The organism is Streptomyces sp. NPDC002463 (assembly GCF_042889835.1).
Taxonomy (GTDB): domain Bacteria; phylum Actinomycetota; class Actinomycetes; order Streptomycetales; family Streptomycetaceae; genus Streptomyces; species Streptomyces nymphaeiformis.
The window spans coordinates 338,520-344,599 of sequence record NZ_JBIARL010000010.1; the positions used below are offsets into that span (position 1 = coordinate 338,520).

General features: G+C 73.5%; 7 protein-coding genes. 2 read left to right on the forward strand and 5 right to left on the reverse strand.

Annotated elements, in window-relative coordinates; all coding sequences use genetic code 11:
• Nucleotides 1–38: 38 nt before the first annotated feature.
• The 3 genes from ACFYX3_RS22285 to ACFYX3_RS22295 are packed head-to-tail and all read right to left on the reverse strand — an operon-like array spanning nt 39 to nt 2,045.
• Nucleotides 39–962: an NAD kinase gene (locus ACFYX3_RS22285; protein ID WP_359511290.1), complete on the reverse strand. Its 924-nt coding sequence runs from the start codon at nt 960–962 to the stop codon at nt 39–41.
• Nucleotides 959–1,774 (reverse strand): TlyA family RNA methyltransferase, encoded by an 816-nt coding sequence (locus tag ACFYX3_RS22290; protein ID WP_376593913.1) that lies wholly within the window; start codon nt 1,772–1,774, stop codon nt 959–961. Before ACFYX3_RS22290 ends, ACFYX3_RS22285 begins: the two co-directional genes overlap by 4 nt.
• 7 nt (nt 1,775–1,781) lie before the next feature.
• The gene (locus ACFYX3_RS22295) at nt 1,782–2,045 is read right to left on the reverse strand and encodes a hypothetical protein (RefSeq protein WP_376593912.1); all 264 of its coding nucleotides are present in this window, start codon (nt 2,043–2,045) and stop codon (nt 1,782–1,784) included.
• A gap of 42 nt (nt 2,046–2,087) precedes the next feature.
• Here ACFYX3_RS22295 and ACFYX3_RS22300 point away from each other — a divergent pair, with 42 nt between their 5' ends.
• Nucleotides 2,088–2,435: an SCP2 sterol-binding domain-containing protein gene (locus tag ACFYX3_RS22300; RefSeq protein ID WP_389015934.1), complete on the forward strand. Its 348-nt coding sequence runs from the start codon at nt 2,088–2,090 to the stop codon at nt 2,433–2,435.
• Nucleotides 2,436–2,533: 98 nt separating this feature from the next.
• On the opposite strand, the gene ACFYX3_RS22305 is transcribed toward ACFYX3_RS22300, so the two are convergent.
• Both ACFYX3_RS22305 and ACFYX3_RS22310 read right to left on the reverse strand, forming a co-directional pair.
• Nucleotides 2,534–3,382, reverse strand: coding sequence for an ABC transporter ATP-binding protein (locus tag ACFYX3_RS22305; protein ID WP_389015937.1), 849 nt, complete (start codon nt 3,380–3,382; stop codon nt 2,534–2,536).
• 94 nt (nt 3,383–3,476) lie between these two features.
• Nucleotides 3,477–4,553 carry an HAD-IIA family hydrolase gene (locus tag ACFYX3_RS22310; protein ID WP_389015940.1) on the reverse strand — a complete coding sequence of 359 codons (1,077 nt, stop codon included), beginning with the start codon at nt 4,551–4,553 and terminating at the stop codon, nt 3,477–3,479.
• A gap of 78 nt (nt 4,554–4,631) precedes the next feature.
• On the opposite strand from ACFYX3_RS22310, the gene ACFYX3_RS22315 reads away from it, so the two are divergent.
• Nucleotides 4,632–5,927 (forward strand): DUF1015 family protein, encoded by a 1,296-nt coding sequence (locus tag ACFYX3_RS22315; protein WP_389015943.1) that lies wholly within the window; start codon nt 4,632–4,634, stop codon nt 5,925–5,927.
• Nucleotides 5,928–6,080 lie beyond the last annotated feature (153 nt).

Genomic DNA, 6,080 nt, shown 5'->3' on the forward strand with positions numbered 1-6,080 from the left:
GGCGTAACCCTCGGGAGCACCAGTCGTTACGGGGCGGGTCAGCGCGGTGCGCCCCGCCATCCCGAGACCGGCAGGGCGAACTTGGCGACGAGCCGGTCCGTGAAGGAGGCGTGGTGCAACCGGGCGAGCCGGACCGGCACGGCGCCCCGCCGCACCTCGACGCGCGCGCCCGCGGGGAGCTCCACGGTCCGCCGCCCGTCGCACCACAGCACGCCGTGCGGGGTGTGCGGCTCGACCTCGACGGTGAGCACCGACTGGGGGGTGGTGATCAGCGGCTTGGCGAAGAGTGCGTGGGCCCCGATCGGGACCATGAGCAGCGCCTCGACCTCGGGCCAGACGACCGGGCCGCCCGCAGAGAAGGCGTAGGCGGTGGAGCCGGTGGGTGTCGCGCAGATCACCCCGTCGCAGCCGAAGCCGGTCACCGGGCGCCCGTCGATCGCGAGGACGACCTCCAGCATCCGCTCCGGCGAGACCTTCTGCACGGCGGCCTCGTTCAGCGCCCAGTCGCGGTGCAGGACGTCGCCGTTCTCGTACACGGTGACGTCGAGGGTCATGCGCTCCTCGACCTCGTACGCCTTGGTGACGACCCGGTCGACGACCTTGTCGAGGTCGTCGCGCTCGGCCTCCGCGAGGAAGCCGACGCGCCCCAGGTTGACGCCGAGCATGGGCACGCCGGAGGCGCGGGAGAACTCCGCGCCGCGCAGCAGGGTGCCGTCGCCGCCGAGGACGACGAGGAGTTCACAGCCGTCGAGCGCGTCGGAGCACGCCTCCGGCACCTTCTCGACGGACGGCGGCAGCGGCAGGTCCGCGGCCTCGGCCTCCAGGACGCGGACGCCGATGCCGCAGCGCAGCAGCCCCAGGACGACCAGTTCGGCGCTGCGCACGGCGGCCGGGCGGCCGGTGTGCGCGAGCAGGAAGACGGTGCGTGTTGTTCCCGATGGTGCTGCTGCAGTTGAGCTCAACGAGGTCCCTCCGCCACGGCGCGGTCGACGTCAGCCGGATCCAGCGCGGGCGCGCCTGCCCGCAGCCACAGAAAGTACTCGACGTTGCCGGAGGGGCCGGGCAGGGGGCTGGCGGTGACGCCGAGGACGCCGAGGCCGAGCTCGCCGGCCTGTCGGGCCACGTTCTTCACGGCGTCCGCGCGGAGTTCGGCGGAGCGTACGACTCCGCCGGTGCCGAGCCGCTCCTTGCCCACCTCGAACTGCGGCTTGACCATCAGGACGAGATCGGCGCCGGGCGCGGTGCAGGCCGCGAGGGCGGGCAGGACGAGCCCGAGCGGGATGAAGGACAGGTCGCCGACGACGAGGTCGACGGGGACGCCGTCGATGGCGTCGAGCGTCAACTCGCGTACGTTCGTGCGGTCCTTCACGGTGACGCGCTCGTCGCTCTGCAGCGACCAGGCGAGCTGTCCGTAGCCGACGTCGACGGCGACGACGTGGGCGGCGCCCGCGCGCAGCAGGACGTCCGTGAAGCCGCCGGTGGAGGCTCCGGCGTCCAGGGCGCGCCGGCCCTCGACCTGGAGGCCCCGGGGCACGAAGGCGGCGAAGGCCCCGGCGAGCTTGTGGCCGCCGCGCGAGACGTAGTCGGGGTCGGAGTCGTCCTGGGAGACGACGATGGCCGCGGCGGTCTCGACCTGGGTGGCGGGCTTGGTGGCGACGGTCTTGCCGACGGTCACCCGGCCCGCGGCGATCAGCTGGCTGGCGTGCTCGCGCGAGCGCGCGAGCTTGCGCCGTACCAGCTCGGCGTCCAGACGGCGGCGTGCCGGTCCTGCCACGTTCGGTTCAGCTCCTGTTGTCGTACGGACGGGGGGCGGGGTGCGCGTCGAGCGAGGTCAGCTCGGCGCGCAGTCCACGGTGTACATCCTCGTACACCGCCAGGTGTCCGTCCGCCGGGAGGTGGTCGAGCTCGGCGAGACGCGCGAGGCCGGCGTCGACGGCGGGATGGCCGGTGGGCTCCACGGCGACACCGAGCGGCGCGGGTCCCGCGGGCTCGTCCGTCGCGGCCGGGGCCTGCTCCTGCGGGGCTTCGGGGGTGGCGTCGCTCATGCCCCGACGCTACCGCGAAGCCCTGGGGTACCGTCGACGACGATGGCGACGATCACGGAGTGCCGCGGCGCACTGGACAGACTTTCGGACAATCTCGCGCGGGCGAACGAGGGCGTGCGCGGCGCGGCCGCGCTCGACCGCAGCCTGAGCTGCCACATCACGGACCTGGACACGACGTTCACGGGCCGCCTCGCGGACGGCCGGATCCGGGTCGACTCGGCGGTGGACGGCCCGCCGCCGGCCAAGGCGCAGATCCGTCTCGCGATGACCGGCGACGACCTGGTGGCGATGGTGGACGGCGAGCTGAACTTCGCGAAGGCCTGGACCGCGGGCCGGGTCAGACTGGAGGCCGGCTTCCGCGACCTCCTCAGACTGCGGTCACTTCTGTAGCGCGACGGCCTTGAGGTCACTTCTGTGACGCGGGCTCCTGCACTTGTACCCGCACGGTCGCTTCTGCAGCGCGGGCTCCTGCGTTCGTGCCCGCACTCTCACTTCTGCAGCGCGGGCTCCTGCGCCTGTGCCCCCACGGTGGCCCGGACGCGCGCCTTCCGCCCGGCCGGCACGACCAGCGGCGTCCCCGTCTCGGGGTCCTCGATGACCTGGCAGCGCAGCCCGAAGACCCGCTCGACGAGCTCGGCGGTCACCACCTCCGACGGCGGTCCCTCGGCGACGACCTCGCCGTCGCGGACGGCGATGAGGTGGGTGGCGTACCGGGCCGCGTGGTTGAGGTCGTGGAGGACGGCGACGAGCGTCCGCCCCTGCGTCTCGTGCAGCTCGGCGCACAGGTCGAGGACGTCGATCTGGTGCTGGATGTCGAGGTACGTGGTGGGCTCGTCGAGCAGCAGCAGCGGCGTCTGCTGGGCCAGCGCCATGGCGATCCACACGCGCTGGCGCTGACCGCCCGAGAGCTCGTCCACGTACCGGTCGGCCAGCTCGGCGACGCCCGTCGCCGCCATGGACTCCCGCGTGATGCGCTCGTCTTCCGGGGACCACTGCCGCAGCAGCCCCTGGTGCGGGTAGCGGCCGCGCGCGACGAGGTCGGCGACGGTGATGCCGTCGGGGGCCACGGAGGTCTGGGGCAGCAGCCCGAGGGTCTTCGCGACCTTCTTGGCGGGCATCGCGTGGATCGACTGCCCGTCGAGCAGGACACGGCCCCCGCTGGGCTTCAGCATCCGGGAGAGGGCGCGCAGGAGGGTGGACTTGCCGCAGGCGTTGGGTCCGACGATGACGGTGAACGACTGGTCGGGGATCGCGACGGACAGGTCGCGGGCGATGATCCGCTGCTCGTACGCCAGGGTGACCGATTCCGCGCTCAGGCGCTGCTGCCGACCGTCCATACCCGCACTCCCGGTGTCTCGTCCGTGGCCGGTCCAGGCGGTGACGACCACGATCACGCGAAGTTAGGTTAGCCTACCCAACCTCACTGATCGGTCACACCCCGAGCAGCGCAAGCACCTTCCCCGCGTCCGGCACGCCACCGCCCGCCCGGTCCGCCTCCGACCAGGCCGCCCCGCACAGCGCCCGCACCGCGTCCAACACGTCCGCGCCCTCGCCCGGCGCGCCGTCGAGGACGAGCCCACCGCCGCTCACGGACGCCCGCCACCCCCCGCACACGTAGCCCCCGTCCCCGTCCGCGACCACCTCGGGCTGCCCCACGAGCAGCCCCCGCAGATCGGCCGCCACATACGTGGGCCGGTGCTCGGGCACGGCCGCGAGCAGCTGCGCCACGTCCGTCACCCCGGTCAGCACCAGCAGCGAGTCCACCCCGCCGTTGAACGCGCCCTCGATGTCCGTGTCCAGCCGGTCCCCCACCACCAGCGGCCGCCGCGCCCCCGTCCGCAGCACCGTCTCCCGGTGCATCGGCGGCTGCGGCTTCCCCGCGACCTTCGGCTCGTACCGGCCCCCGGTGGCGATCCGCACGACCTCCACCGCCGCCCCGTTGCCCGGCCCGATCCCCCGCGCCCCGGGGATCGTCAGGTCGGTGTTGGAGGCGTACCAGGGCACTCCCCGCTCCACCGCGTAGGCCGCCTCCGCGAACCGGCCCCACCCCATCTCGGGCCCGCCGTACCCCTGCACGACCGCCGCCGGGTCGTAGTCCGCCGACTCCACCGGTACGAGCCCCCGCTCGCGCAGCGCCACCCGCAGCCCCTCGCCGCCGATGACAAGCACCCGGGATCCCGCCGGCACCTCGTCCGCGATCAGCCGGGCCACCGCCTGCGCCGAGGTGACGACGTCCCCGGCCTCCGCCGGCACGCCGAGGTCCGTCAGATGCTCCGCCACCTCACCGGGCGTCCGCAGCGCGTTGTTGGTGACGTACGCCAGATGCATCCCGCCGGCCCGGGCCGCCCCGAGCGCCTCCACGGCGTGCGGAACGGCCTCCCCGCCCGCGTACACGACACCGTCCAGGTCCAGGAGCGCCGTGTCGTACGCCTCGCTCAGCGCGACCGCGCTGCCGCCCGGGTACGCCCTGCCGCCGTCCCGCTGTCCCTGGCCGTTCCGCACCGTCACCGCACACTCCTCAGATCACCGGGTGAATTCCCCCACTCTCCCGATCATCGCTCATGCCCGCCCACATACGATGACAGGATGAACACATCAGGTCACGCGGCCGACGGCGTCCGCGACGACACCACGGGCCTGCACCTGACCCCGTTCCGCGGACTCCGGTACGTCCCCGAGCGGGTCGGCAGCCTCGCCGCCGTGATGTCCCCTCCCTACGACGTCGTCGTACGACCTGACGGACTGCTCCATCTGGAGTCCGCCGATCCGCACAACATCGTGCGGCTGATCCTCCCCCAGGCGATCACCGCCGGCACCCGCCACCGCAAGGCCGCCGTCACCCTCGACCGCTGGCTCGCGGACGGCGTCCTCGCCCCGGACCCGGAGCCCGCGCTCTACGTGTACGAGCAGAGCGGCGACGGCATCCTCCAGCGCGGCGTCATCGGCGCCCTGGAGCTCTCCACACCGGCGGAGGGCGTCGTCCTCCCCCACGAGGACGTCATGCCGCACGTCGTCGAGGACCGCGCCGCCCTGATGCGGACCACGGCCGCCAACCTGGAGCCCCTGCTCCTCACGTACGTCGGAGCCGAGGAGGGCGGCGCCGCAGCGGTCATCGAGAGCACCGTCCGGCGCGAGCCCCTGTTCTCCACCACCACGGAGGACGGCTTCCAGCACCGCCTCTGGGCGGTCACCGAACCCGCCGAACTCGCCGTGATCGCCGGCGAACTGGCCCACCACCAGGCCCTCATCGCCGACGGCCACCACCGCTGGGCGACGTACCTGCGCCTCCGCGAGGAGCACGCGGCCCCCGGCCCCTGGAACTACGGCCTGGTCCTCCTCATCGACACCGCCCGCTACCCCCTGCGGGTCCGCTCGATCCACCGCCTCCTCAACCGCCTGCCGGTCGCCGACGCCCTCGCGGCCCTCGGGGACGCGTTCCGGGTGCGCAGGATCGACCGGCCGCTCCCCGTGGCCCTGGAGGCCCTGGAGGCCGCCGCGGCCGAGGGCAACGCCTTCCTCCTCGCGGGCGACGGCACCTTCCACCTCCTCGACCGCCCGGACCCGGCCCTCCTCGACCGCACGATCCGCACGGACCGCCCCCAGGCCTGGCGGACCCTGGACGCGACGGTCCTGCACTCCACCCTCCTGGAGCACGTCTGGCACATCCCGGACGCCCCCGAGGACATCGCCTACATCCACGACACGGAGGCCGCGGTCGCCCAGGCGGAACGCCGCGGCGGTACGGCGGTCCTCATGCATCCGGTACAGGAGGAGGTCGTCCGCGACCTCGCCCGCCAGGGCGTCACGATGCCCCGCAAGTCCACCTCGTTCGGCCCGAAGCCGGCGACGGGTCTGGTGCTGCGAAGCCTGGCACTGGACTGAGCACACCGAGACGCAGAAACGCAGAAGGGGGGCCCCCCCCCCGGGCCCCCCCACCCCCCCCCCCCCCGGGGGAAACCATATACGCCACCCCCAAGGACACCCACCTCGCAGCGTCAACAAAGTGCACGATACGCACCAGGGCCCACCCCACAA